Consider the following 26,581-nt stretch of genomic DNA (forward strand, 5'->3'; position numbering starts at 1 on the left):
CTCCAAATAAAATGGCTTTTAAATAAACCTTGTTAACTGTAACTATATCATGCTTTTATCTTATGCCAAAAAAACAGAGTACTCATTGCTCAAGCTTATAGTAATCTTAGTTTGCGCAGCAGCTTCAATAGCTTCTCTCCCTTGGGAAGCATAGCGATTTCTTCTGCTGTTATCCACTTCGTGCGGATTGCACCAATCATAAATATGATGACGCCCGCAGTAATGCCGAGCAGACTTTGTACAAGCGCAGTAATTCGGTTGCCTAAGCCAATTTCTAAAGCCCCAATTATAACCTCGATACTCCATGCCATCCCGGCTGCCGTCAGCGACATAGCAGCGATAATAAAGAATGGTTTTAGTAAAACAGCAGCTAAGGATACGCGTAGCCTCAGCATCCGAGCGAGCAACAATACGTTCAACAAAGCAGCCAGTGCATAAGCTGCTGCCGAGGACCATGCTGCTCCGCTAATACCGAAATACGGCACTAGTAACTCATTTAACAGTGTTTTGACAACCGCAGCAGTCAGCATGATAAGGGCCGGTGCTTTAACTGCACCATATCCTTGAAGTAAGGCTGCAGCAATTACGCTGACTGCGCTCCCGGCAGCAGTAAGTGCCAATATACGCATCGTATTTGTCCCTTCGGTCGTGATATAAAGCATCTGGTTGATGGGTCCAGCCAGCACCGCCATGCCAGCAGCAGCAGCGAGACCAATGAGCCAGAACCACTTAAGGGCAAGGCTACTTTGCCTATGAATTGTCTTTTGATCACTTCGCACCTTCGCCTCAGCAATAGCAGGGATGAATAACACGGACAAAGTCGTTGCTAGCATGGTCACTAGCTGTACAAGCGGAATCCCCCGATTATAGACGCCGAAAAGTCTCATCGTTTCTATATCAGCCATCCCTTCCTGCTTTAGCAGACGCGGAACAGTGAAAGTATCAACCATATTCATCAATGGGACGACAACCGAACCCAGCGCAACAGGAATAGCATAACGAAGCACACTAATCAGAAGAGTAGATGTAGACTTTCGTTCTGACTTCAGACCCTTCTCACTAATAAGCATATTTTCTTTAGGAAGCAGCTGTTCAGCATGGACAGTTCTCCTCTTTCCCCTTCTTAACCAGAAAAACCACATGCAGAGCAGTGCAGCGGCTCCACCCATGGCAGACCCTAACATCGCTCCTGCTGCAATCGTTTCTGCTGCTGCACCACGCTCAATCAGTATAAATAACAATATAAGCATGACGGTTACACGGACCGTCTGCTCTGTAATTTGAGAAACAGCCGTAGGCAACATATCCTGCAGACCCTGAAAATATCCCCTAAGACCTGTCATGACGGGCACAAATAAAAATGCCAAAGAAGCAGTACGAATGGAGAGAATCACCTCTTTATTATCAATGAAACGGCTAATCTGAGGGGCAAATTGATACATAAGCAGGCTAAGCAGTCCTCCAAGTAGAGCTAAGAGCAGAGAAGTAACTTTAAGAACCCGCTCTCCTTCAGTTTGGTCTCCCCTAGCGTTTGCTTCAGCAACCAGCTTAGATACGGCTATAGGGAAGCCAGCTGTTGCGAGTGTAATGAACATCATATAAAAAGGATAAACCGTATTATAAATACCAAATACACTGTCACCCGCTATATTTTGTAGCGGAATCTTCTGCAGTGTTCCAATCAATTTTGATAATAGTGCAGCTACGCTGAGTATAAATGCTCCCTGAAGCATCTTTGTACTGGTTTCCATTGATTTCATTTAGACTTACCTACTTCTTCTTTAGGGTAGGACGCTATGTTCCTTTGCAATACGAACCCTATTATACCTCTTTATGTAAAAGCAAAAAACTCCTGCCCTCTTACAGGCGGGAGTTTTTGTTCTTTACTGCTCCATTTGCTTGCCAAGGAACGCAGCTGCGGTTTCAGACATTTTCACTTCAAGTTGAGACATTTTTGTAGATTCATCCTTGCTGTACAATATCACGGAACCGATAGGATCTCCTCCAGATATAATCGGTGCTACAACAAAGGATGATAAAGTTTCTATATGATCTTTAGCTATTTCATAAGATCCACTGCTGTTTTCAAGCAAAGTTTTGCGGTTATCCATGGAGTTCTCAACCAAATTTCCGATTTGTTTCTCCAGGTATTCCTTTTTAGATCCGCCAGCTACCGTAATAATCGTATCACGGTCAGTGATGAGCGTTACATGTCCTGTACCTTCAAACAAAGATTCCGCATATTCCTTTGCAAAATCACCCAATTCACCGATAGGTGAATACTTTTTCAGAATAACCTCGCCATCTCGATCCACAAAAATTTCAAGTGGATCACCTTCACGGATTCGTAATGTACGACGAATTTCTTTAGGAATTACGACACGACCGAGGTCATCAATACGGCGGACGATACCAGTAGCTTTCATTTACATGTTGCCCCACTTTCTCGAGAAGATTTTTCAACTACTGTCCTTTTTATAACGGAGGGATTAAGGTAGTTAGTTTAGTGTGATATCTAGACCATAGTATTCATCTGTTCCCATTTCCTTATACATGGACCTTTTAATATCGTTCAATAAACTTACTTAAAAATTTGCCTGTATAAAAAGAAATAACCTTCTCAGAAGGTTTTGTTATAACAAAAAGACGCGGTTACCCGCGTCTAATGGATTAGACTCTATGCTATCCTGCTTGTCTGATCTTATTATTTACTATCCGTTGTTTTATCTGTACTTTCAGTACCTGCATCGGTTCCTTCCGTATCTGTTGTTCCTTTGTCCGTACCTTCAGTTCCTTCTGTAGGTGCCGTCTCTGTACCTTCGGTACCCGTTCCCTCGGTATCCGTTCCTTCTGTTTCAGCTGCAGGATTTGCAGGAAGTTTTATTTCACCTTCCATAATTCCATCAAGCTCTTTTTCCATGAAGGTTTGTATTTGTGTGTTTACAATGGTATTGGCAAGCGTATCTTTTTGTTCTTGTGTTAATTCTTCAAAGGTTGGTTCTGTACGTTTCTCTACTTTGATAATGTGATATCCATAATCTGTTTCAACAGGATCACTGATCTTGTTGATTTCTAAAGTTTTAGCTGCTTCTTTGAAAGCTTCAACCCAAGATACTATAGGAGTATCTTCATACAAACCGCCATTTTCAACAGAACCTGGATCCTCGGAGTATTCTTTCACTACAGCAGCAAAGTCTTCCCCTTTATCCAATTTTGCTTTTGCTTCTTTTGCAATTTTTAGTGCTTCACCTTCAGGACGATCCTCTTGTGTCTCAGGATCTTGGAAGCTGATCAGAACGTGACGAACAGTAGCTGTAATAAACTGTTCCGGGCTAGCATCATATTGTGCTTTCAATTCTTCTTCCGTTACTTTTGGTGATTTATCCTTAACAATGGTCAAAACACGTGCCATATAGTTTTTGATATCCGCTTCTGTGAGATCATATTCTTCGAGCATTACTTTCCACTGCTCATCTCCAACTTGTGTCTTCATCTGAGTAAGCTGATTACCGGCTTCTTCTTCTCCTTGTTTCTTGGATTCGTCAGAAGCTTGATTACTCAAATACTCATAAGTCACTTGTTGCTCTACTAGGTATTCACGGAACTCATCCATTTCCATGAGCTGTGCATACTGAGGACTCATGAACTTCATAATTTTCATCTCGGTGTTAAATTCATTTTCTGTAATTTCACCACCATCATATTTAACGATAATCGCGCTTTTATCATCGCTTGCCGCATTTTGATCATCGCCATTTCCACAAGCAGCCAGAAGAGATATCGATAATACGCCGACCATTGTCACCGCAATCGTCTTCCAGGATTTTTTATTACTTCGCAACATCTTGAAGTTCCCCCTTTGATTTAAAAGCATCCTTCATGGCTGCAAGGAATTTCTCTAGCAATTGAAGTAGCTCCAAATCGCTGAGTCCTTTACCTTTTACATGAATAGACATACTTTGTCCTTGTTCAAATTGTACACGTCTTTCAAACTGATTTCCAATCTGGACAAGTTTCGCTCCATTTACAGCTTTTTCTTGACCCTCATAGAACTTCAGGGTTATGTCATCGCCACGCTGTACGATCGACTCAATACCGTAGGTTTTACCATAAATTTTAAGTCTTGCTACAGTGAGCAAGTTCGTAACTGCCTCAGGTAAATCGCCAAAACGATCCACCAATTCATCTTCCAATTCCATCGTATCATCAAAGGAAGCAAGAACAGCGACTTTTTTATAAATCTCAATTTTTTGAATGCTATCATAGATATAATCTGACGGCAAGTAAGCATCGATCCCTAGATCAATCGCGGTTGTCCAGCCTGGCTCTTGTGGTGCTTCCTCACCAAGCATCGTTACTTTACGTTTATTAATTTCTTCTGCAAGCATCTGTGAGTAGAGATCAAAACCGACAGAGGCGATAAACCCGTGCTGCTCTGCTCCAAGCAAGTTTCCAGCACCCCGGATCGTTAGATCTCTCATCGCAATTTTGAAACCGGAGCCAAGCTCTGTAAATTCCTTAATGGATTGAAGCCTTTTCTCTGCTACTTCTGTCAGCACTTTATCCCTTTGATACGTAAAATAGGCATACGCAATTCGGTTGGAACGTCCAACTCGTCCACGCAGCTGATACAGCTGGGAAAGCCCCATCTTATCTGCATCATGTACAATCAAAGTATTTACGTTCGGGATATCAACCCCAGTTTCTATAATACTGGTGCTGACAAGCACGTCAAACTCCCCATCCAGAAAATCAAGGATGGTCTTCTCAAGTTCAGACTCTGTCATTTGACCATGCCCAACACCAACTCTTGCCCCAGGAACAAGTTCAGAAATTTCTGCAGCCATCTCCTGAATTCCCTGAACACGGTTATACAGGTAGTACACTTGACCACCTCTCGCCAGTTCACGCTCTATTGCTTCCCGAACTAGCGTCTGACTGTGCTCCACCACGTAGGTCTGTACGGGGAACCGATTTTCCGGAGGTGTTTCAATAACCGACAAATCACGTACACCGAGCATAGACATATGAAGGGTCCGAGGAATTGGCGTTGCAGTCAGTGTTAACACGTCGACATTCGTCTTCAGCTTCTTCAGCTTTTCCTTATGGGTAACCCCAAAACGTTGTTCCTCATCGACAATCAGCAGTCCTAGATCTTTAAAGACAAGATCCTGAGATAATAAACGATGCGTACCAATTACAATATCAATCGTCCCTTGCTTGATTCCCTTCGTCGTTTCATTCTGCTCCTTGCGAGAACGGAAACGGCTCAGAACGCTCACGTTAAACGGATATCCAGAAAAACGCTCACGGAATGTTTCATAATGTTGCTGTGCTAGAATCGTTGTAGGAACAAGTACTGCGACTTGTTTCCCTTCGATTGCTGCTTTGAAAGCGGCTCGAATCGCTACCTCGGTTTTGCCGTATCCCACATCCCCGCAGAGTAACCGATCCATTGGGCGACTTTGTTCCATGTCTCTCTTAATTTCTTCAATTGCTCTTTCCTGATCCCGTGTCTCGTCATATGGAAATAAGTCTTCAAATTCCTGCTGTTCCGCCGTATCTTTCTCAAAAGCATAGCCAGGCGAAGATTGACGAGCTGCATACAGTTTAATTAAATCATCTGCTATATCCTGAACGGAACTTCGAACCTTATTCTTAACCCGTGTCCAGTCATTTCCGCCGAGTTTATAAATCTTCGGCTCTTTCTCTTCTGATCCAACATACTTCTGAATGAGGTCAATCTGTTCAATAGGAACAGACAGCTTATCACCGCCAGCATATAGGATATGCATGTAATCCTTATGGATCCCAGCTACCTCTAATGTGCCGATTCCCATATATTTACCGATACCGTGGTTCTGATGGACAACATAATCCCCAACTTTAAGTTCGCTATAACTCTTAATTCGTTCTGCATTATCTACATTGCGAATAGGTTTACGTACTTTACGTTGTTTCTGGGAGAACATCTCACCTTCGGTAATCACTGCTAAATTAATAGAAGGCATCTCAAAACCACTCTGTAAATTACCAATCATCATGGTCGGTTCATGTATATCATAATCCTGTAATACGCGGCGCATTCGATCCAGTCGCTCTTCGCTGCTTGCCAGCATAAGAACCTGTACACCTGCTTTTTGCCAGCGTTCCATTTCCGCCTTAAGCACATTCATCTGACCATGGAAGTCCTGCATACTGCGGCTGACCATGTTCAGAATGTTCTGTGGTAATGTATGTGGAACCTGTCTTAGGAAAACAGAAATAAATAACGTCTGGAATGGACGTTGATATAAAACTTCTTCATGATCAAGGGAAAGAGTAAGCTGTGGCAACGTTTTCCCATTTTGAAGCAAATGCATGCTCCACTCAGACTCATCCCGCTCAAGTTGTTTTCCCGTCTCTAGAAGCCTTGCCGGCTCATCAAAAATCAGGACCGTATCCTGCGGCATATATTCATAAATGGTTTGTTTCTCAGGGTATAACTCGGTTACATATTTATATATTTCCGGGAAATACATATGCTCGCGCAGCAGTTCAATTTCACGATGTATCTCATCGCGCAGTCGAAGTTTTGCTTGCCGGTCTGTTGTCTTCTCTATTTGTTCCTCAAGCAAAATGGCCGCTCGATCTGCGGCTTGTTTCATTTTAGCTTCATTTGCAATTAATTCCTTGCAGGGAGTAATGACAACCTGATCGGTCTTATCTATAGAACGTTGATCTATCGGATCAAAGGTACGAATCGAATCAATCTCATCGTCGAATAATTCCACACGATAAGCAAGCCCAGAAGTCACAGGGAAGAAGTCGATGATACCTCCACGGACACTCATCTCTCCTTGTGTTTCTACGCGCTCTACACGTTCATATCCTAGCTCTACCATACCTCGAAGGAAGGATTCTAGCTCAAGCGTCCCTCCCTGCTGTAATGTAATTTCCGTATTTGCCATAATCTCAGGAGAAGGTAAATAGCGCCGAGCACCTGATAAAGGAATAACGACAATACCACGAAATCCTTTTGCACACTTAAGCAGTACATCTATACGCTGTGCGAGGGTTTCTGGACTAGATATAGCTGCCTCAGCAGCAATTAATTCGTTTGCAGGGTATAAAAGGACTTGATCAGCAGAAAGCGCTTCCTGCAAATCATCCGCCACTTTTTGGGCCGCAAACATATTATGTGTCACGACGAGCATTGGTCGATCTAGTTGCTTGTGTAGGGCAGCTATCATTATTTGACGAGCCGACCCCGTCAAACCGGAGATCAACTGCTCCTTCATTCCCGACTTAACGCCGGAAGCAATTGATTCAAAATCAGAATCTTTGGAATAGGCATCAATAAGTGCTTGTAGCAAAAGGGGCACCTCTCTTATCACTTTCTAATCTATCTGCTATTTATAAACGATAGTCAGTATTTTTAAATGTAAACATTTGGATACTGGTTATCTCATCATAATCCTTTTTAACTGCCCTTACCATAGGTAAAGTCAGAACATGCGGCTTATCTACTGCTCTGTAACTGAAAAAAAAGCCTCAGCACTTACAGCCAAGGCTAGAGGGTATGAAGCCAATCATCCCATAAAGCTCAATGAATCTTATGTTAGATAACGAAGCTTACTGCAAGGGACTTGCAATCAAGCTAAGCTCTGGATGGTCCATAATTGCTTCCGTACAATAGCTGCAGGTGATACTGACAATCATCTCACCTTTTGAATTATAGGCTATTATATCTTGCCGCTCTGAGGGGGTCAAGAAATGTAGGCCTAACCGAACCTCTGTCGCATGATCGGCTTCAATACTTCCTATAGTCGAACGGCAGTGACGACAAACATAATGGATTTGCATAGATATGCCTCCTGAAGAAGATTAATATCTTTAGTCTTCCCAGGAGACTGCCAGTTTAGCCCATCAGCCGGAGTGAATTTGAAAATTAGCCATTAAATTTAGCCATCGTTCTCTCAAACGTATCCTTCATTGCATATTCTAGCGCATCGCAAGTAGATTCAATCATTGAAGAAAGCGCCTCTTTTTCCTTCTTCGGAAAGTTGGAAAGGACATAATCAACAATTGCATGCCCCGGCTCAGGTCTTGAGACACCCATGCGAATTCGATTGAACTGCTGCGTCCCTGTATGCTGGATGATGGATTTAATACCATTATGTCCGCCTGCGCTTCCTTGATATCGAAGTCTTATTTTCCCAACCTCTGTATCCATGTCATCGTAGACCACGATTAAATCATCCAGCGCAACTTTATAATAATCCATATAAGCTCGGACCGTTTCTCCAGATAGATTCATAAAGGTCATGGGTTTGATCAGGACAGCTTTTTCTCCCTGAATCATTCCTTCTCCAATAAGCGCTTTACACTTGCTCTGATTAATAGATATTTGATGACGGTCTGCTAAGGCATCGAGCGCCATAAACCCAACATTATGTCTTGTCTTAGCATATTCAGAACCTGGATTCCCAAGTCCTACAATCCATTTCATGATATGCTCCTCCTTTCTTTTCAGATGAGTAACAAACAAAATACTAAAAAAGACATCGCTCAGTTCGCTGATATGGACTTACGTTCTTTTTCACTTTACAATAAAAACAATTGTATACAGCGGGAAGCAAGTAATAGCAACCGATGAAAGGGTGACCCGGTTATGCGCCACGATATAGAACGTTTAACGCAGCTGTCCCAGTTTCAGCACCATATGGAACAGGCCATACCGGTACAAGTGTATGACCGAGACAGACACATTGATATTGGTTACATCACTCATTACGATGAACATTTTGTAGAAGTTGGTGGTGCTTTATTTAACCGTACTTGCCACCATTTTATTTCAAGGCCAGGGTACTAAAATCAGTTCATACGCCGACAGGGGTTACATTGTCTTATCCAAGACAGTGTAACCCCTTTTTCATGTTAACTATGCAGAACTATTCAATTTCAAACAATTTACTAATCGACAATTCCTCATGAACCCGAATAATAGCTTCGCCCAGTAGCGGTGCTACAGAAAGCACATTCAGCTTATTTGTTGGATTTGGATGAGTAATCGGAATGGTATCCGTCACTACTACTTCCTTAAGCGGTGAGTTCTCCAACCGTTCCATTGCAGGTCCAGAAAGAACTGGATGGGTACAGCAAGCGTATACTTCCTTAGCTCCGCCTTCCATCAATGCATTCGCACCAAGAACGATCGTACCTGCCGTATCGATAATATCATCGATCAGAATTGCTGTTTTACCTTCAATGTTACCGATGATATTCATTACTTCACTTACATTTGGTTCAGGTCTGCGTTTGTCAATAATAGCAAGTGGCGCATTCAGGAAGTCAGCCAATTTCCTTGCACGTACAACGCCGCCATGGTCCGGAGATACAACCACCGGGTTCTCAATCTGCTTCGAGCGGAAGTACTGTGCAATAATCGGAACTGCAAGCATATGATCTACAGGGATATCAAAAAATCCTTGAATCTGCATTGCATGCAAGTCCATAGCTATAACACGTGTTGCTCCTGCTTTTTCAATCAAGTTTGCTACGAGTTTAGCCGTAATTGGATCTCTCGAACGTGCTTTACGGTCTTGTCTTGCATATCCATAATACGGGATAACTACGTTAATTGTTTTAGCAGAAGCGCGCTTCAGTGCATCAATCATAACAAGCATTTCCATCAAGTTGTCGTTAACCGGCAAGCAAGTGGATTGTACGATATACACATGGCTGCCACGTACACTCTCTGACAGTTTTACTTGAATCTCACCATCGCTAAAACTTGTTGTATGAGACTCACCCATTGGAATACCGATGTAGTCGGCAATCTGATGTGCAAGTTTCGGGTTTGAGTTACAAGTAAATATTTTTAGTTTGGAATCAAAATAAGTCATAAAATAAAAAACCTCCGTGCTGGTTCATTGGAATCGATTTTAGTTCTGCTCATAAAAGTCGGCGCTATTCGTATAGAACAGCATTTCATTATGAATTTTTGTTATTTTTCTTAGCTTTGGCACGGGCACGAATTTTATCAGCGTATCCCGGCTTGTTTTCTTGACGAACTCTCGCAATAGCAAGATCATTATCTGATACAGAGTGCGTAATCGTTGACCCTGCAACGACATAAGCGCCTTTGCCTACTTTAACAGGTGCAATTAAATTCACATTACTTCCTACAAAAGCATCGTCTTCAATTTCTGTAACAGACTTATTATAACCATCGTAGTTCACAGTTATTGCTCCGCAGCCGATATTTACATTTTTGCCGACGGCAGCATCTCCAATGTAACTCAAATGTGATACTTTTGAGCCATTATCAATAGTAGCATTTTTGATCTCTACAAAGTCACCAATCTTAACATCTTCACCAAGTTTAGATCCTGGGCGTAAATAAGCGAATGGACCCACGGAAGAACCGTTCCCCACTTCTGCTTTACTAAGTACAGAATGTTTAACGGTGACGTTATCGCCGATTGTACTGTCTTCAATATCGGTATTTGGCCCAATTACGGAACTCTCACCAATTATCGTATTGCCTTTAAGCATGGTACCTGGATAAAGCACAGTATCAGAACCAATCGTAACATCAGCGCCAATATACGTAGATGAAGGATCGATAATGGTTACTCCGTTCAGCATATGCTTACGCACGAGACGCTGTCTCATAAAGCCTTCTGCCTCAGATAGAGCTACACGATCATTTACACCAATGGATTCTGCAGCATCATATGTCATGTATGCTTCAATGGTTTCTCCTGCTTCACGGAAAATACCAATAACATCAGTAAGGTAATATTCTTGTTGTGCATTTTTATTTGTTACTTTATCCAAAGCTGCAAACAGCTTAGCATTATCGAAACAATACGTGCCTGTATTAATTTCTTGTACAGCATCTTCTTCTGGATTGCAATCTTTTTGTTCTACAATTTTAGTTACAGATCCTTCGCTGCTGCGAATCACACGACCATATCCAGCTGGATTGTCCATATGTGCTGTTAACACCGTTGCCGCAGCCCCACGGGACTCATGAAGCTCCATCAAGCCTTCAAGTGTTTCTTTTGTTACCAAAGGAGTATCTCCACAGATTACAATTGTGGTTCCCTCTTCTTTGCCAAGCATATCCTTAGCCATCTTAACCGCATGCCCTGTACCGAGCTGTTGTTCCTGCAGTACATAATCAGCTGCTGAACCAAGATATGATTTTACAGCTTCAGCACCATGACCTACAACAACAATGTTACGTGTTACTCCTGCTTGTCCTACTGTATCCAAAACATGACCAACCATTGGTTTTCCACATACTGGATGGAGTACTTTATATAACTTCGACTTCATACGTTTTCCTTGCCCTGCGGCAAGAATAATAGCCATTCTTTTCAACAATCCCGACCTCCTACGCTGTAATTGTAATGTTATCCACTCTAATTCCAAAAAAGGATCTCAGGACTATTCAACAGTGAATTGGGCGCAAACAATTATACCCTAATCCTTAACTTCAGGAAGGGATGTAACTACGCTCAATCTTACTCATTAAAGAATATACTTCATTATTGAAAAAAAGAAAAGAGAGCCATAGAATGACTCTCTTTTCTTTCGAACCCCAATAATGTTATTATGCGCCTTCTTCAATAACCTCTTCTTCAGTTGCAGCGCGTTCGTATTCGGCCAATACAGCAGCCTGAATCTTCTCACGAGTCCCTGAAGAAATCGGATGGGCGATGTCACGGAATTCTCCATCTGGAGTCCGCTTACTTGGCATAGCAACGAACATTCCATTGTTGCCGTCAATAACTCGAATGTCATGAACGACAAATTCATTATCAATAGTAATGGAAGCTATTGCCTTCATTCTCCCCTCAGAATTAACGCGGCGGAGTCTGACATCTGTGATCTGCATGTGTGTTCACCACCTTTTTCCATCGGAACTTGGTGTATAATTCCACACAACATGCAAGATTTCCTTCTTTTTACTGCTACAAAATGTCCTAATTTTAGGAATTTTTTTGTTATTGACCCGATTTAGTACATTTTCGACAAAAATAGTGTAAACTCACCAAAAATCAGCACACTATAAAAGAGAATCAAAATAATTTCCAGGCTTCACTGTGATCTGCTTCGTTTTCGCATCAACAGCAGTTAATGTCGCTAAGGAAATATAGTCATGGAGCAGACGCTCCTCCGAATCCACTGTTCCCGATTCAACCAATACACCTACACCTGCGACTTCCGCATTAAACTCCCCTAGGAGATCAATCATCCCCTGGACAGTTCCCCCTGCTTTCATAAAGTCATCTACAATAAGCACACGAGATTTTTCAGGCAGTGCTCTTCTTGAGAGTGACATCGTATGAAGGCTTTTATGAGAACCGGATACATAGTTAATGCTTACAGCTGAGCCCTCAGTCACCTGATGATCTCGTCTAACAAGAACAACTGGAAGATTCAACTGGGAGCCTACCGCATAAGCCAAAGGAATTCCCTTTGTTTCTACTGTCATGACTGCATCGATTTCGCGTCCCGAGAAAGCAGTAGCTAAAATCTTCCCAATCTCGTTAACAATAGAGGGTTGTCCCAGCAAATCAGACATATATAAATATCCGCCCGGTAAAATCCGATCAGGCTGTTCTAACTTTCCGCACAATTGCTTAATAAAAGTGAAAGCCCGTTCTTGAGACATTTTCGGCATAAATTTCACACCGCCGGCAGCACCTGCAAGAGTCTGCAAATCCCCCATGCCTTCTTCTTCAAATACTTCCTTAATAATAGCTAAATCTTCGCTTATGGATGACTTCGCAGCTCCATATCGTTCTGCAAAAGTAGTAAGCGGGATTAAGGTATGTGGTCTAGAGAGCAAGTATTGTGTCATTTCAACCAAACGTGCACTACGTTTTAATTTCTTCACAGACGATTCCTCACGATCTACTTCCAAATCCGAATATTTGCTAATAAATATATCATTTTGTACGTATATGTACAATGCGACAAATCAAAATAGCACTATATTTGGAAAAATTATTCTAAGTTAGTAATCTCACCGCATAAACTTCTTTGCAGAAACCACGCAGTCCATTGTAAATTCTTGGTACTTTTGATTCTTTGGAGACCAGTCCAAATACAGTAGGTCCGCTCCCTGACATCAATACACCATCGGCGCCAAGACGCAGCATGGCCTCCTTCAATTGACCTACTTCAGGATGAAGTTTTAGGGTAACATCTTCTAAAACATTACCAAGTTCCTGGCAAACCCCTGCAAAGGACTGATTGCGAATTGCCTCTTCCATTCTTTTGGCCGAAGGATGATGTGTAATACGATCACTTCGTACACGACCATAGACCTCAGCCGTTGATACATTGATGGGCGGTTTCGCAAGGATTACCCAGCATTGAGGAGGATTTGGCATCATCGAGAGCTTCTCTCCTCTTCCTGTTGCAAGGGCCGTACCTCCTGTTATACAGAAAGGGACATCAGACCCAAGCTCTGCACCTAGAAGTCTAAGTTCTTCATTAGAAATACCGAGACCCCAAAGTTTATTTAGTCCTCGCAGGGTTGCAGCAGCATCACTGCTTCCCCCTGCTAGTCCTGCAGCGACCGGGATTTTTTTATCTAAATGAATATAGACGCCTTTCTTGACGTTATATCGCTCTTTTACTAGCCTGGCAGCCTGAAAGGCTAAATTCTTCTCATCAAGGGGAATATATCCCGCCTGGCTGGAAATCATGATGGTGTCGCGAGGCATTTCTGCCATCTCGATTCGGTCAGCAAGATCGACCATTGTCATGATCATCTCAACTTCATGATACCCATCGTTTCTTTTATGTAATACATCCAGCATCAAATTAATTTTTGCAGGAGCTTTTTCGTAAATTTTCAAGGCGTTCACCCACCCTTAGCTTTTCCCTCAAGACAACTTAACATATTATATCAAAATGACGCTGTCAAGTCATTCTGCCGATCATAGACCAACTTATACCTGCTTAGTAAACAATAGGGTTAAAAATAGAGAGAAAAGACCCCCTACATTCAGGGAGTCTAATGCTATGTTCCTTCTAGGACTTTCTCGCAGCCTGTTCAGCGAGCTGAATTGCCCGCTTTACCATATTGCCTGCATCCTTAGCCTTGATGCCTCCCCAGCCTTCCTGCTGAACGGTATCATAAAAGCCTAAGTCTTTTGCAAGCTCATTCTTAAGTTCCTCTGACATTACACTGCGTCTTCTGCGACTCATGGTGGTTCCTCCTTATAAGGGGACTGATAATTTCCTGCACCATTAGTATCTCTTTAGAAAAGAAACAATATGCATCAAGACTTATCGCTATGTTTTGGTATTGGATAAGGTTTAAACGAAGAGTCAGGGTATGTATACCGCCAAACAAATTAAACGATTTAGCTATAAAAAATGAGACAAACTCCTAAAAGCAACCCATATACAAAAAAATGGCCTCACCCTGCAACCAGGATAAGACCACCTTACAAAAATCATGCTTACACTTCGGTATACGATATTTCACTTGCAACCTGCTCAGGATCAAAAATTGAAACTTGTACAGATTCAGTTAATATATCGGCGTAACTGTAAGACACTCGTTTAAACGTTTGTTGTTCTTGATCTAGCTTGACAATAAAAACAGAAGGGTACGTTTCTTCGAGTACACCGGTCCGCTCAATTGTCTTACGGCGTCCGCCGTTCGCACGAAGCAAGATCTTCTGACCAACGTGAGCGTCGAGACTTCGTTTAATATCCAATAGCGTATTTTTAGCCATCGTGTAACGACCACCTCTTTCCTCTTGTCCATTATACAACGTTTCTTATTTATTGTCAAATCAAATAAATCATTATATCAGTATCAAAAATAAGTTGTCAACGAATTTTTTGGCGGATTCTATATTTTTTTAAATCATTTTTATGAAGTATCCAAACCTAGTTCATTAGTATGTTGTTATGTGAAATAAAAAAACAGAATCCATTAAAGGAATCTGTTCTCAAGAAAGTTTTAAAAATATATTCGCCGATTTTTAGATTGCAGCCGGCGTAACCTTTAAAGTCGTTAAATCTTGTAATGGAGGCAGGCCGATTCGGTAACTCCCTTTGGATTCAAGCCCGCCTATTCCTTCACTACCCGTAATTGTATGATGGACGATGTCATTCATATTCATTGTATCTTTGACAGAAGTAAAAGCAGCTTTAGCCGCCACGTATACCGGATCAAGTGCATGAATAAGTACCCGGCTAGGTGAACTCGCAAAATTAGCACCCGCACGGATCAGCGCCTCAAAATGAGACTGACATGCCCCCGCCACAATAGTGAGTGCATCAAGATGCCACTCATATTGTCTTGCAACTTGTATGGCAGCAATGAAATTAGCTGAGTTTTTATAATGATTGATGTTGTAAAGATCATACGGCTGTCTACTCTTCAAAACTCCATCATGCCCTGTAATAACAACAATGTCTGGACGGGAACGCGGCAGTAATCGGTAAAGGGTATCTGCCATAGACCCTTCATGCACGAAGTGACCTTCAGCAGGTACACGTAACCTTTCGTATAACGCCATGCTTTTCTTTAAGTAATTAGGATCCCCATCCAAATGCAACACCTTACCAGGCATTTCAAAATAAGAAGGGGTTTCTGTCTTTGCTGCTGTATGGTTCCAATCATCAATAAGTCCTGCCTGATTTCGTTGTGCCTGTTCTTTGCGATGCTGCTGAAGCAGCGAATACGACTCATTGGCTTTAATATGAGCCAATCTTGTTTTTTTTGTTTCTGGTTCGTATGGCACTTTCACCAAATCATCCAGGGGGGAATCGGCAAGAAGCCTGAATTCGGTTCCTTTAATCACCGCTTTATCCTCCTGGAGAGCCTCTACTCGGAAAGTAACGTCACCACCGTACGACTTCCGAATGACCAAGTCTCCTAAATTCATCAACATTATCACCTCTAACCCTATGGTATGGGCGTCCCCCTGCTTTGGTTCGTAGGTGATAAAAAATATGAATTCTTAGATCCTTGGACTGTAATATTAGTTTACTCCGTACCTATGCCTGCTTCCAGTAAAACAGCACTCAAACGAGCGTACTCCTCGATACTGAGTGTTTCCCCGCGTCTAGTCGGTTCAATACCTGCCTTAAGCAGAAGCGGTTCTAATTCATCTTTGTTTTCTTTGGTAAAGAAACGGCTTTTTAAGTTGTTTGCTATCGTCTTCCGTCGTTGAGCAAAAGAAGCATGGACCACTTCGAAGAAGTGTTTTTCGCTTACCACCTCAACAGGCGGCTTTTCCCTTACCTTCAATCGAATAACGGCAGACTCTACATTAGGCTGAGGTATAAAGACCGTATGCGGTACGATGCATACTAGCTTTGGATCACTGTAATATTGCACAGCAATACTAAGGGTGCCGTACTCTTTTGTGCCTGGAGATGCAGCCATTCTCTCTGCTACCTCTTTCTGAATCATGACCACAATGTTGTCGATCGGCAGCTTCTCTTCGAGCAGCTTCATCAGAATAGGAGTTGTCACATAATAAGGAAGGTTAGCCACGACGCTGACTTTATCGACATCACTAAAATTTTCTTTAAATAATGCAGGTAAATCTGTTTTAAGAACATCGCCATGATGTAAATATATATTAGGATAAGGTTCAAGTACTTCTCGCAAAATCGGGATCAGGCGTTGGTCAATCTCTACTGCAGTTACCTTCTTAGCTGCCTGAGCCAGTTTTTCAGTCAGTGCCCCAATACCTGGTCCAATCTCCAACGCACCTTTGTTTTCATCCAGATTTGCAGCATCTACAATTTTGTGGAGGATGTTCTGATCAATAAGAAAGTTTTGTCCCAAGCTTTTCTTGAAAGAAAATCCGTGTCTTGCAATAATCTCTTTTGTCCGCCTTGGTGTTGCAATTTCATCCATACCCTTCACGTTCTCACAATCCTTTTTGTTCAATTTGCTCAAGTGCATTTACAAACTCTTCACGACTAATCTGAAACATTGTCAATCTTTTATATAGCTGTTTTCCATTACAATAACCAATTCCTAAGATATTACCAAGCTCCATACGCCGAGAAGCGGCATTTGGGTGCACAATAAGTCCTGCTTCGATCAAGTCCTGCCAGTCAATAAGCGGCTTAGCTGTCTCATACGCCGTATGAGCTCGTGATAATGCCTCACGAATCGCTTCCGGTGAAGCATTCTCAACACCAATATCACCTTTACGAGTCGCATCTTTTTCTTTTATAAAAGCATGACTTACCCCGGGAACTTTATTCGCTATTATTTTACGAATACGTTCTCCTGCATGATCAGGATCTGTAAATACAATTACGCCCCTTCTCTGCTGGGCAAGTTCGATTTTTCTCAAAATTTGAGCATTAATAGCAGAGCCCCCAGTTTCAATGGTATCCGCATCTACAGCACGTTTAATGGCAACTGTATCATCTCTGCCTTCAACAACAATAATTTCTTTAATCATGACCGCTTGACTTCCTTTCTAAACAAAAAGAGAAGAGGAAAATTTCCTCTTCTGCATGTAAGAGGCAAACGATAGACCTGTGGTCTAAACTTTCGTTTACCTTATATAGCATCACCGAATCATGTTGTTAATACTATAGCATTAGCGATGCATTGTAAATTATATTTTAGTTCAGTTCCGGCTTCACAGGACCGATAACATACACGGTTTTTCCCTTTTTACGGCCAAAAGTCAAGGCTTGATCCAGACTGTCATAATACACGTCTATTTTATTTCCTTTAATAGCTCCGCCCGTATCTTCAGCACGGCGGAAGCCGACGCCTTCAATGTATACCCACCATCCAAGTGGAATCACATTTGGATCTACAGCAATTGTACGTCCTTCCTGTACACGAGTACCGGACGCTGTTTTCGTTCCTATACCTTCTTCTTCCGAAGAATAGGCTGTCATAGACACATTATTAAGTACTTTTTTTGCTTTGAAAGACACACCGTCTTTCGTTATTGTATCACTGGTTGAAGAAGAGGAAGATACCTTCTTCACTTTATCCGATAAAGATTTGTTACTTGTATTAGGTGTACTTGCTGCCGCCACAAGTGTCTCGGGTTCAGGTTCAGGTTCAGGTTTAGGCTCTGGCTTTTTCTTGGATCCGACAGCAATGACTTTATCGACTCGGTTCTTCGCAACTGTCTTATCCGTCATTTTCTTGGATACCAACTCGCCGTCCTGGAACACTTTCTCGATGGTTTGAACCATCACACCTTCTTGCCCATTTTGTATTACGCGGTTATCCCCTTTGTACAAGCTAGGGTCAGCAGTTTTGATTACTTTATAAGGAATCGCAACTTCTTGTTTTGCCGTTTGTTTTGCTACCCGGACAATTTTAATATTAAGATCTGCTTTCACCGCGGTGTCCACAGAAGGATATACTTTATCATCTTCTGATACCTTCACGCCCTCATTTGCAAGCGCTTCTTGGACTGTATCCTTTGTCGTATAAATTTGTTCCGTTTTTCCATCCGCTGTTACGTTCACTGCAACAGCTCGTTTAATGGTAACTTGATCTCCATCTTTGATTGCTCCATTCAGCGGCATCGAAATCTCATCATGGGGGCTTACTGTGATTGCATGCTCATCCAGCATTTCATTAAGCATACCCTCACGAGTTTCCAGCGTTTGGACCTTGCCATCCACGACTAGTGAAATTTCTTTACCTCCCTGACTGTAAACAATAAGAGAGACCATAACTAACAGTGCGATTGAGAAGATTGCGACTAGTATCATTTGACGCAGATTCTCATGCTTCCATCGCAACGCGTAAGACTTGCTGGATGATGGTGACTCATGGGTCTCCTCTGGTTGGAAATTTCCCACTTACTCCGTCCTCCTTCGTAGCCCCGCCGTCAAGAGTAATGCATGATAGTATTTTGACGCGACTATTACATTTGTATACAGAATCAGATCACTCTGTTTCTGCACCATGTGCCACTCTTCGCGGCATGATGTTTCCTCCTGTTAACCAACAGTATGACGAGGTTGTAACTTTTATTCTTCTAAAACAAAAAAGCCAGTAGAGAGTTTTTGAGGAGCTCTCTCATGGCTTCCGGGTAAGTTCACAAGAATAACCGGAAACATCATACGCGAGTTTACCTCTTTATACGCTTACGGAGTTAGCTGTCGGATTGGGACGCAAGAGTCGCCCTGGATCAGGTCATTAGCTCATGGCTAGTGCCTTTTCCTTCACCCCAAGACTCAAAATGAATCAAATATGATGGTCTAAAGTGTATAGCGATATGCTTGTAAGACCACCTTATTGGTTCCCCCGTTCTTCGGTTTTCGAAGAATTCAGCGAGAATAACACACGAAGTGAATTTTTCAACATTTCACTGAAACGATGATATCCTGTTTATATGCATGTTGTAAAGCCGTATTCAACTACGTTTTTCTAAATAAATGGTTAAAAGTTTGTAATAAACACGTGAAAAACCTTCCAAAAAGGTGAATCGCTCTTGTTTACTCACTATTTCATCTATTTTGCTCCATATATGAACTATATTCCAAATAGTTCCAGTGCATTTCGGGTCGTAATCTGCCCGATTTCCTCTACAGATACCCCCTTTAATGCTGCTGCAGCTTCTGCCACGAGCGCTACATGTGCCGTTTCATTTCGCTTTCCGCGATACGGATGTGGTGTAAGGTATGGAGAGTCCGTCTCAATCAATAATCGATCCATAGGTACCTTGGCAAGTACCTCTTTCGGCTGTTTCGCATTCTTAAAAGTAATAGGGCCTCCGAACGAAAGATGGAATCCCATATCAAGACACATTTGTGCCGTTTCCCAGCTTCCTGAAAAAGAGTGCATGATTCCGCCGACTTCATGTGCTTTTTCTTCACGCAGGATTTTAACTATATCCTCATGAGCGTCTCGGTTATGAATAACAATCGGCATGCCGATTTCTCTAGCAAGTCCAATCTGACGCCGTAAAACCGTATGCTGAATTTCTTTCGGAGAAGTATCCCAGTGGTAGTCTAGCCCAATCTCCCCGATCGCTACCACTTTCTCATGCTCACACAAAGAAGCAATCCATTCCAGGTCTCCATCTTTCATCGTAATGGCATCAACCGGATGCCAGCCAACAGCTCCGTAGATGAAATCGTACTTTTCGACAAGTTCCATGGTCGTCGGTATCGTTTCGCGATTAAAACCGATATTTACCATCCGAGTTACTCCCGCATCGAGAGCACGCTGGATCACTTCTTCTCGATCGTTGTCAAATTCTGCTGCATCTAAATGGGTATGTGTGTCAAATAACATCGTTTTGTGCCCCTCTCTTGCTATGAATGAAAAGTATCTATTCTAAAAAAAGATTACATGCTTATGAAAATATTTTTGCAATTTGAGGTGGAAGTTGTTCTAGAACGGCTCTCACTTTTTCTTGTGGAAAATATAAATGATAATTGCCTCGCTGAATTCCACTAATGGACCGAACGATTTCAGATACTTCTGAGATATCGCGCAGTCGTTCCTGTTTATCGATGATAATGATTTGCTTTTGGCTATCCTCATCATCCGGACGAAACACATCATACGGCAGATCTGATGGAAAATCAATTTCCAGGTCATACTCTGGATTAAGTCCCGCTTCTTGAAAAGCATTTGTCATTTCTGTGATTTCATCAGCTGACTTAAGATCTACTTCTACATATTTATACAGTTTTCGATCCAAGAATCGCGTACATAATTCCCGCAGCAATTCATCCTTTTCTTCCGTCCACTGGTTAAATGCAGTTTGTATAATGGACTCATCAATACGAAGATATTCTTGTACCGTAATATTCCCTTTAATGAGGGAAAGGAGTGAGGGTAACATAAATCCGAATGAATATTCGCTTTGAACAAGCTCTTTTGCTCTTCTAAAGATTTGACGAAGAATAATTTCTGAACTGCGGGTTACAGGGTGGAAATATACTTGCCAATACATTTGATAACGAGCCATAAGATAATCTTCTACAGCATGCATTCCTGAATCCTTTACGACAACCCTGCCATGATACGGACGCAGCATTCGTAGAATTCGATCGAGATCAATCGTGCCATAGTTTACCCCAGTATAATAAGCATCTCGTAATAAATAATCCATACGATCCGCATCCAGTGGACTCGACACAAGGTTTACTACAATTGGTTTATCGTAGGTCTTTTCAATGACAGAAGCGATCTTCTCGGGAAAATCAGGCGAAACCGTTCTTAGAATTGCCCCGATCTCCGTATCTCCCATAATAATTTTACATGTCCACTCTTCATGATTCATATCAAATGCTTCTTCTATAGAATGTGAAAAAGGTCCATGGCCCACATCATGCAACAGAGCCGCACAAAGTGCGACAAGTTTCTCTTCTGTCGGCCAGTCAGTATAACCACTTCGCTCAAATTGCGAAATAATTTTTCTTGTGATTTCATAAACACCGAGCGAATGAGAGAAACGACTATGTTCAGCTCCATGAAAAGTTAGATAGGAAGTTCCCAGCTGTCTAATTCGACGAAGACGTTGAAATTCAGGGGTATTGATCAGCTGCCAGATAATTGGATCTTTAACATGCACATAATTATGAACTGGATCTTTAAAAACCTTTTCTTCAGTTAGTTTTAGTTGCATATGTCTCAATCCTCCTCAAGATAATGAATTAAAATTCAATTGCGCGCAATCCTTACATCAATTTCGACTTTTAGTCAACTATTTATTATTTTTTTCGACATTTTACGACATTTTGTGTCGAATTAGGCTATAGTTTTGATTTCCAAATCGACAAGCGTTATAATAATAAAAGCGACAGTGAAAATCATAGATAAACCAGTCCTTTTAATAGATGCTCATTAAATATTAATCTAATAAGTCATTTTTAATGTTGACTGATTTGGGAATGGTTGGTATGATGATTAGCATAAAAGATAAAATAATGTCGAATAATGCAATTATAAGTGATGGCGAGAGGAGCAACAAATTTATGATGAAATCTACAGGTATTGTAAGAAAAGTTGATGAACTAGGACGGGTGGTTATCCCGATCGAACTACGTCGTACATTGGGCATCGGAGAAAAAGATGCTCTGGAAATTTATGTTGACGGAGAGCGCATCATGCTCAAAAAATACGAGCCAGCTTGTATCTTCTGCGGTAATGCAGAGAACGTAACATACTTCAAAGGAAAAATTGTTTGTCACGAATGTATTTCTGAAATCCCTGCACCTGTGACTAACTAAGGAATATAGGTTATAAAAGATACTATAGAAAAGCTATCATTTTAAATTAATTATAGATTTCTTCACCATTTTATATATAGCTTTCTTTTTTGATTTTAGTCTTAACTACGGTTATCTCTAGCCTTTTTATACTCCTTAATGCCTTCGCCCGTTACTTGGTAACTGGCGAAGGCATTTTTTGATTTTCGGCATTATTTACTCTTCTTTTAATAAGGCATTGTAGATATCTCTTTTCGATAATCCGCGATCAGACGCTGTTTTTTTCATTGCATCCTTTCGGGATAATCCTTCATTTTCATAATGCTCTACATGCTGACCTAACTCTAAGTTTTGCCACCATTCATTCTGCAGCGTATGTTCTTCCTCGGCGCTCATTCCCTCCACAATGACACAGTACTCTCCAATCGGTGGATTCTCCTCAAGCCAATCGATACAATCCTGTACGCTCCCTCTTACATATTCTTCATGTCTTTTTGTCAACTCTCTAGCGAGAACCACATTTCGATTGCCATAACTCTCAAGTATGATTGTTAATGTTTTCAGTACGCGATGTGGTGATTCATAGAAGATTAATGTCCCTTGGGAGTAACCTACTGCTTCTAAAACCTTTTGCATATCCTTTTTATCTCGCGGTAAGAAGCCAATGAACGTAAATCTTTCTGTAGGTAAACCTGACGCAATGAGAGCAGATAAAGCGGCATTAGCACCGGGTACAGTAACCACGGGAATACCTGCTTCAATGGCCAGCGTAACTAGGTCAGAACCAGGGTCTGAAATAGCCGGCATTCCTGCATCACTAACGAGGGCCAAATTTTTTCCTTCTATTATATAACGTATTAACTCAGGTCCACTTGCAGCTTTATTATGTTCATGATAGCTAAATAAAAGCTCAGGACTTATCTCAAAATGACTAAGTAATTTTCTTGTCATCCTTGTATCCTCAGCAGCAATAATGTCGCAGTCTTTCAGCGTCTGTACTGCACGATAAGTCATATCATTTAAATTACCTATGGGTGTAGCAACTAAATAGAGTGTTCCTGTCTGTATCTCACTATCAAAACTTTTCTGTATCTGGAATTTCATTTATTCTCCCCCTCTAGATTGTGCTCACCATAATAGATGTTCATAATCTCCTCACAGTATTGTCCCTCTTCGTTATAGACAATCAGAGGCGGGAGCATTCTTACATCCGGTTTTCCATCACGTAAAGCTTCAATTAGCACCATGTTTGCCTCTTTATCAATCCGAGGGTGAACCATACGAATACGTTTAGGCTCCAATCGGTATTTACGCATCAGCGTAATGATTTCTCCGATACGCTGTGGTTTATGAACCATAGAGACTTTTCCTCCTGTACGCACAAGGTGCATACAAGCTTTTATAATGTCTTCCAGCGTTCCGTTCAGTTCATGCCTCGCTGTAGCTTGATGTATACTCAGTTTAATGTCACTTCCATTCAGAGGCATATAAGGTGGATTCACTGTGATTGCATCATACTTTCCATACCCAATCTGTTCAGCAAAATTCCGCACATCCCCCTCGTAAATTTTGATCTGCTGATCCAGCTGATTTAATTGCACACTTCGTCTTGCCATTTCTGCTAATCTGGGTTGAATCTCAACTGCATCAATAGAAGCTTTTGTCCGAGTGGTTAACAGAATAGGAATGACTCCGTTACCCGTGCATATATCTAGAATTTTCCCTCTTTTCGGAATCCCTGCAAACCTTGCTAAGAGGACTGCATCCATGGAAAAACTAAAAACTTCATCGCTCTGAATGATCTGTAGATCATGCGTAAGAAGATCATCTAATCGTTCAGAAGGGTGTAAAAAGACTTCGTTACTTTTCATTTTTATCTCTTCCCTGCCTTACCCTTAATATCGTTCCTAATCCCTAAAAAAAAACCGTAGGGAACCCCTACGGCTCATTACTTATTCAAAAATGACAGACAGAACAGACAATCGCCTTCCGTTCGTAAATGACCATAATAGACATTACAAATATGAAAACCTTCATAATACAATCGAGCCAAGTTGTCATGACCTTCACCAACAACATCTTCTTCTGGCTCAAGGACATGAGTCTGAGGTACAGGAGTCTTGGGTGTAGGAGTAGCCTTCTCGGCAGAAGCTCCACGCTTTAACACCTTACGAAGTTGCTCGTTCTCTAGTGTGATACGCTGGTTCTCTTCGAGCAATTCCTTTACGATCATTTTCAGCTCTCCCAGATCACTGCTCATTTGTCCCATTTGTGTTTCCATTTCAAGAATGTGTGCAAAAACTGTTTTCTTCTCCAAAATCCCACCCCGAAAGCAAACATAATGGTTTACTTGATGACAACGTCATCCATTGAAAGTTCTTTCACTTTATTTATCTCAAACAACTGAACATGAATGGTTCGATTACCTGCATGTATTCCAACGACCTTACCTTCACCAAGTGAGGTAACCACAAGTTTTCCTACTGCTGGCATCTCTTCTTTAACACTCTCATAGTTATCATGCTCAAATTTCAAGCAACACATAAGTCTTCCGCAAAGTCCTGATATTTTGGTTGGATTGAGCGAGAGGCTCTGATCCTTCGCCATTTTGATGGATACGGGTTCAAAATCCCCAAGCCATGAGGAACAGCATAGTACTCGTCCACATGGACCTATTCCTCCAAGCATTTTCGCCTCATCACGCACACCAATCTGGCGTAATTCAATACGAGTACGGAAAATACTTGCCAAATCTTTCACCAGTTCTCTAAAATCTACACGGCCTTCTGCCGTAAAGTAAAATATGATCTTATTACGATCGAAAGTAAATTCTACATCAACCAGCTTCATTTTGAGGCCATGGTCTCTGATTTTATTTAAACAGGTTCCAAATGCGTCCTTTGCTGCGAGCTTATTCTCTTCCACCACTTTGGCATCCGCTTCTCCTGCAATACGAATGACCTTTTTGAGAGGCAATACGACGTCAGATTCCCCGACTTCCTTCTTACCTATAACTACTTTGCCGTACTCAATCCCGCGAGCGGTCTCTACAATAACGCTAGAATCCTTTTCAATAGGAAGATCGAGGGGATCAAAGTAATAAATTTTGCCCGCTTTTTTGAAACGGACACCGACTACACTATACAAAAAATTAACCCCCTTGTATACCAATAAAACCTCTATTGAAGTCTTTAAATAAAAGACCGCAATCAAAGCGTAATATGTTAAGACATTGCTAGGGTAAAGAATAAAAAAACAATATATTTATTGCTGACTAGACCCTTTTAAAAAAGTTACGATGCAAGTCCAATCAAAAATTGCTCCACACATAGTTGTCCATTCATATTCGAACGCAATTTTTTTCTGCATTCTGCAGCTAAATCCATATAAGATACCCACTGCTCTGTCGAACGACTTCTTGCTATCGTAGAAATGGCGCTAAGTTGATCTATAAAAATAACGTTCTCTTGCTTGCCGTAAGTTACATAAAGCATGTCCTTGAACCACAAATGGAACATATCAAACATCAGTTCAAGATGTTCAGAAAGTCCTGTCTTGAAAAGTTTCTGTTGTGCAGAAACCAGCGACATACTGCCTCTCGTCAGTGACTCTCCTCCTAATTGTAACATTACATTTCTAATTTCTGCAAACCAATTCTGGTCAAGCAGACTCTTACATGACTCTAACCCTGAGGTTAAAAAAGCGGCCGTTCTCACAAGTGCAGGTGAATATCCTTCTTTCACAAACACCTCTTCGATTCGCTCTGGACTAAGTGCCTTAAAGGGAACCTCTTGTGTCCTGGATAGAATAGTGGGAATCATAGCGCCTTTGTTACTTGTTATTAAGATCCCTACAGCGGGTACCTGAGGTTCTTCAAGAAACTTTAACAAGCTGTTTGCAGCCTGTGTCGTCATCTTATCTGCCTGATCTATAATGTAAATTTTACGATTGTTGTTCTCGGACCGGTAATTAAAAATTTTCTGCAGCTCACGAATCTGATCAATCTTAAGGCTGGCCCCTTCAGGCTCTATATAATGTAGATCCGGATGGTTCCCGTGTTCCACCTTACGACATTCCAGACATTCTCCACACGCATCATCCTGCTGACGAGTACAATAGATCGCTTGGGCTAATGCAGTAGCCATTTGTCGCTGCCCGCTGCCCGCAGGACCACTGAATAAGTAGGCATGACTGGTTGATTGTTGCCGAAGTCCGCTTTGCAGCATTTGTTTTGCTGTTTCCTGGCCCATAATATCACGAAAAGACATGAGATGATCCTCCCCATGCTATATTGCCGCATGAATTATGTTTGTATGACAATTCTATATATTCAATTCTTCATCAAAAAGAATTACAAATCATCATCTTTATCTATTATATCATG

26 protein-coding genes and 1 riboswitch are annotated in these 26,581 nt (G+C 41.6%); of the genes, 2 read left to right on the forward strand and 24 right to left on the reverse strand.

The window, feature by feature from the left end; translation table 11 throughout:
- Nucleotides 1–95: 95 nt before the first annotated feature.
- The 6 genes from ACWPWY_RS18895 to pth form a co-directional block, all read right to left on the reverse strand.
- Nucleotides 96–1,760, reverse strand: coding sequence for a putative polysaccharide biosynthesis protein (locus ACWPWY_RS18895; RefSeq protein ID WP_454193192.1), 1,665 nt, complete (start codon nt 1,758–1,760; stop codon nt 96–98).
- Between the two features lie 123 nt (nt 1,761–1,883).
- Nucleotides 1,884–2,426 carry a stage V sporulation protein T gene (gene spoVT / locus ACWPWY_RS18900; protein WP_454193193.1) on the reverse strand — a complete coding sequence of 181 codons (543 nt, stop codon included), beginning with the start codon at nt 2,424–2,426 and terminating at the stop codon, nt 1,884–1,886.
- Nucleotides 2,427–2,704: 278 nt separating this feature from the next.
- Nucleotides 2,705–3,844 (reverse strand): foldase protein PrsA, encoded by a 1,140-nt coding sequence (locus ACWPWY_RS18905; RefSeq protein WP_454193194.1) that lies wholly within the window; start codon nt 3,842–3,844, stop codon nt 2,705–2,707.
- Complete coding sequence (mfd, locus tag ACWPWY_RS18910) at nt 3,831–7,355, reverse strand: transcription-repair coupling factor (protein WP_454193195.1); 3,525 nt, start codon at nt 7,353–7,355, stop codon at nt 3,831–3,833. The genes ACWPWY_RS18905 and mfd overlap by 14 nt, the downstream gene beginning before the upstream one ends.
- A 259-nt stretch (nt 7,356–7,614) precedes the next feature.
- Nucleotides 7,615–7,845, reverse strand: coding sequence for an anti-sigma-F factor Fin (locus ACWPWY_RS18915; RefSeq protein ID WP_454193196.1), 231 nt, complete (start codon nt 7,843–7,845; stop codon nt 7,615–7,617).
- An 85-nt stretch (nt 7,846–7,930) separates the two neighbouring features.
- Nucleotides 7,931–8,491: an aminoacyl-tRNA hydrolase gene (gene pth / locus ACWPWY_RS18920; protein WP_454193197.1), complete on the reverse strand. Its 561-nt coding sequence runs from the start codon at nt 8,489–8,491 to the stop codon at nt 7,931–7,933.
- A gap of 162 nt (nt 8,492–8,653) precedes the next feature.
- On the opposite strand from pth, the gene ACWPWY_RS18925 reads away from it, so the two are divergent.
- Nucleotides 8,654–8,854, forward strand: a complete 201-nt coding sequence (locus ACWPWY_RS18925; RefSeq protein WP_454193198.1) for a hypothetical protein — start codon at nt 8,654–8,656, stop codon at nt 8,852–8,854.
- A 79-nt stretch (nt 8,855–8,933) separates the two neighbouring features.
- Here the strand turns inward: ACWPWY_RS18925 and ACWPWY_RS18930 are convergent, their stop codons facing one another.
- The 13 genes from ACWPWY_RS18930 to ACWPWY_RS18990 form a co-directional block, all read right to left on the reverse strand.
- Entirely contained in the window at nt 8,934–9,887 is a 954-nt protein-coding gene (locus ACWPWY_RS18930; protein ID WP_160036678.1) for a ribose-phosphate diphosphokinase, read from the reverse strand.
- An 88-nt stretch (nt 9,888–9,975) separates the two neighbouring features.
- Nucleotides 9,976–11,373 (reverse strand): bifunctional UDP-N-acetylglucosamine diphosphorylase/glucosamine-1-phosphate N-acetyltransferase GlmU, encoded by a 1,398-nt coding sequence (gene glmU / locus ACWPWY_RS18935; protein WP_454193199.1) that lies wholly within the window; start codon nt 11,371–11,373, stop codon nt 9,976–9,978.
- A 232-nt stretch (nt 11,374–11,605) separates the two neighbouring features.
- A complete protein-coding gene (spoVG, locus tag ACWPWY_RS18940; RefSeq protein ID WP_047914164.1) occupies nt 11,606–11,890 on the reverse strand; it encodes a septation regulator SpoVG in 285 nt (94 codons plus the stop codon).
- Nucleotides 11,891–12,061: 171 nt separating this feature from the next.
- Complete coding sequence (purR, locus tag ACWPWY_RS18945) at nt 12,062–12,895, reverse strand: pur operon repressor (protein ID WP_454193200.1); 834 nt, start codon at nt 12,893–12,895, stop codon at nt 12,062–12,064.
- A gap of 115 nt (nt 12,896–13,010) precedes the next feature.
- Complete coding sequence (gene ispE, locus ACWPWY_RS18950; protein ID WP_454193201.1) at nt 13,011–13,865, reverse strand: 4-(cytidine 5'-diphospho)-2-C-methyl-D-erythritol kinase; 855 nt, start codon at nt 13,863–13,865, stop codon at nt 13,011–13,013.
- Between the two features lie 175 nt (nt 13,866–14,040).
- Entirely contained in the window at nt 14,041–14,217 is a 177-nt protein-coding gene (locus tag ACWPWY_RS18955) for a small, acid-soluble spore protein, alpha/beta type (protein WP_105406382.1), read from the reverse strand.
- 257 nt (nt 14,218–14,474) lie between these two features.
- Nucleotides 14,475–14,753, reverse strand: coding sequence for a biofilm formation stimulator Veg (gene veg / locus ACWPWY_RS18960; RefSeq protein WP_160036682.1), 279 nt, complete (start codon nt 14,751–14,753; stop codon nt 14,475–14,477).
- 252 nt (nt 14,754–15,005) lie between these two features.
- On the reverse strand, nt 15,006–15,914 hold the full coding sequence (yabG, locus tag ACWPWY_RS18965; protein ID WP_454193202.1) for a sporulation peptidase YabG: 909 nt from the start codon (nt 15,912–15,914) through the stop codon (nt 15,006–15,008).
- Between the two features lie 101 nt (nt 15,915–16,015).
- Complete coding sequence (gene rsmA, locus ACWPWY_RS18970) at nt 16,016–16,897, reverse strand: 16S rRNA (adenine(1518)-N(6)/adenine(1519)-N(6))-dimethyltransferase RsmA (RefSeq protein ID WP_454193897.1); 882 nt, start codon at nt 16,895–16,897, stop codon at nt 16,016–16,018.
- A 13-nt stretch (nt 16,898–16,910) separates the two neighbouring features.
- A complete protein-coding gene (gene rnmV, locus ACWPWY_RS18975; RefSeq protein WP_454193203.1) occupies nt 16,911–17,456 on the reverse strand; it encodes a ribonuclease M5 in 546 nt (181 codons plus the stop codon).
- 166 nt (nt 17,457–17,622) lie between these two features.
- Entirely contained in the window at nt 17,623–18,831 is a 1,209-nt protein-coding gene (locus ACWPWY_RS18980) for a ubiquitin-like domain-containing protein (RefSeq protein ID WP_454193204.1), read from the reverse strand.
- Nucleotides 18,832–19,102: 271 nt separating this feature from the next.
- Nucleotides 19,103–19,318: riboswitch (cyclic di-AMP (ydaO/yuaA leader) on the reverse strand.
- 189 nt (nt 19,319–19,507) lie between these two features.
- On the reverse strand, nt 19,508–20,272 hold the full coding sequence (locus ACWPWY_RS18985) for a TatD family hydrolase (RefSeq protein ID WP_454193205.1): 765 nt from the start codon (nt 20,270–20,272) through the stop codon (nt 19,508–19,510).
- Nucleotides 20,273–20,333: 61 nt separating this feature from the next.
- Nucleotides 20,334–21,614, reverse strand: a complete 1,281-nt coding sequence (locus ACWPWY_RS18990) for an HD domain-containing protein (RefSeq protein WP_454193206.1) — start codon at nt 21,612–21,614, stop codon at nt 20,334–20,336.
- Between the two features lie 349 nt (nt 21,615–21,963).
- On the opposite strand from ACWPWY_RS18990, the gene ACWPWY_RS18995 reads away from it, so the two are divergent.
- The gene (locus ACWPWY_RS18995; RefSeq protein WP_047914173.1) at nt 21,964–22,218 is read left to right on the forward strand and encodes an AbrB/MazE/SpoVT family DNA-binding domain-containing protein; all 255 of its coding nucleotides are present in this window, start codon (nt 21,964–21,966) and stop codon (nt 22,216–22,218) included.
- A 195-nt stretch (nt 22,219–22,413) separates the two neighbouring features.
- Here ACWPWY_RS18995 and rsmI read toward each other — a convergent pair whose 3' ends face one another.
- The 5 genes from rsmI to holB form a co-directional block, all read right to left on the reverse strand.
- Nucleotides 22,414–23,301 (reverse strand): 16S rRNA (cytidine(1402)-2'-O)-methyltransferase, encoded by an 888-nt coding sequence (rsmI, locus tag ACWPWY_RS19000; RefSeq protein ID WP_454193207.1) that lies wholly within the window; start codon nt 23,299–23,301, stop codon nt 22,414–22,416.
- A complete protein-coding gene (locus tag ACWPWY_RS19005) occupies nt 23,298–24,068 on the reverse strand; it encodes a tRNA1(Val) (adenine(37)-N6)-methyltransferase (protein WP_454193208.1) in 771 nt (256 codons plus the stop codon). Before ACWPWY_RS19005 ends, rsmI begins: the two co-directional genes overlap by 4 nt.
- A gap of 77 nt (nt 24,069–24,145) precedes the next feature.
- Nucleotides 24,146–24,514, reverse strand: a complete 369-nt coding sequence (gene yabA / locus ACWPWY_RS19010) for a DNA replication initiation control protein YabA (protein ID WP_454193209.1) — start codon at nt 24,512–24,514, stop codon at nt 24,146–24,148.
- Nucleotides 24,515–24,543: 29 nt separating this feature from the next.
- Complete coding sequence (locus tag ACWPWY_RS19015; RefSeq protein WP_160036692.1) at nt 24,544–25,344, reverse strand: PSP1 domain-containing protein; 801 nt, start codon at nt 25,342–25,344, stop codon at nt 24,544–24,546.
- 146 nt (nt 25,345–25,490) lie between these two features.
- Complete coding sequence (gene holB / locus ACWPWY_RS19020; RefSeq protein WP_454193210.1) at nt 25,491–26,465, reverse strand: DNA polymerase III subunit delta'; 975 nt, start codon at nt 26,463–26,465, stop codon at nt 25,491–25,493.
- Nucleotides 26,466–26,581: the final 116 nt, after the last annotated feature.

The organism is Paenibacillus sp. Marseille-Q7038 (assembly GCF_965111595.1).